Raw genomic sequence first — 767 nt, 5'->3', positions numbered from 1 at the left:
GCTTATCGCAGATTAACACGTCCTTCATCGCCTCTAACTGCCAAGGCATCCACCATATACGCTTAGTCACTTAACCATACAACCCCAAATAGTTTGAGTGTTATGGTGACAAAACCATAACCAAATGCATGTCTGACATTTTCACGCACTCTAATGAGTTACTTGAATTAGATTGATAAATGATAAGGAAAATCATTTATCAGGTTTGATTCATACAGCGCGACACTGTAATCATCGGTTGAGATAAAAATAAATTTATCTCGGGATATATATCAGCTTTCCAAATTGTTAAAGAGTTCGTTTTAGGACGCATTCGCCTAAATCGTGGTAAAAAAAACCAAATTAAAATTCACTAAACAGCAACCTTTAATTTGGTTTTTCTACGAAGCTTGGTAGGTCTGGGCAGACTTGAACTGCCGACCTCACCCTTATCAGGGGTGCGCTCTAACCAGCTGAGCTACAGACCTAAATCATGCTGCTCAGGTGAGCAAACAAAGTGGTGGAGCTAAGCAGGATCGAACTGCTGACCTCCTGCGTGCAAGGCAGGCGCTCTCCCAGCTGAGCTATAGCCCCATAAGGCTTCGTCTTCTTCATATTCGTTATCAGTGCAATTTGTGTGAACACTCAACAAAGCGTTTGCTTTACATTCAAGATAAGGAGGTGATCCAACCCCAGGTTCCCCTAGGGTTACCTTGTTACGACTTCACCCCAGTCATGAATCACAAAGTGGTGACCGTCCTCCCGAAGGTTAAACTAGCCACTTCTTT

2 tRNA genes and 2 rRNA genes are annotated in these 767 nt (G+C 42.9%); all 4 read right to left on the bottom strand.

The features are described 5' to 3' along the window. A 23S ribosomal RNA gene (locus tag ACSLUH_RS19460) occupies positions 1–76 on the bottom strand; the annotation flags it as partial. A gap of 314 nt (positions 77–390) precedes the next feature. After that, a tRNA-Ile gene (locus ACSLUH_RS19455) sits at positions 391–467 on the bottom strand. Positions 468–497: 30 nt separating this feature from the next. Continuing rightward, positions 498–573 (bottom strand) — tRNA-Ala (locus tag ACSLUH_RS19450). Between the two features lie 80 nt (positions 574–653). Beyond that, positions 654–767: ribosomal RNA gene (locus ACSLUH_RS19445) — 16S ribosomal RNA — on the bottom strand; the annotation flags it as partial.

This window comes from Thalassotalea ganghwensis (assembly GCF_053485795.1).
The sequence above is the reverse complement of the archived record's forward strand: the minus strand, read 5'-3'. Positions and strand labels throughout refer to the sequence as shown.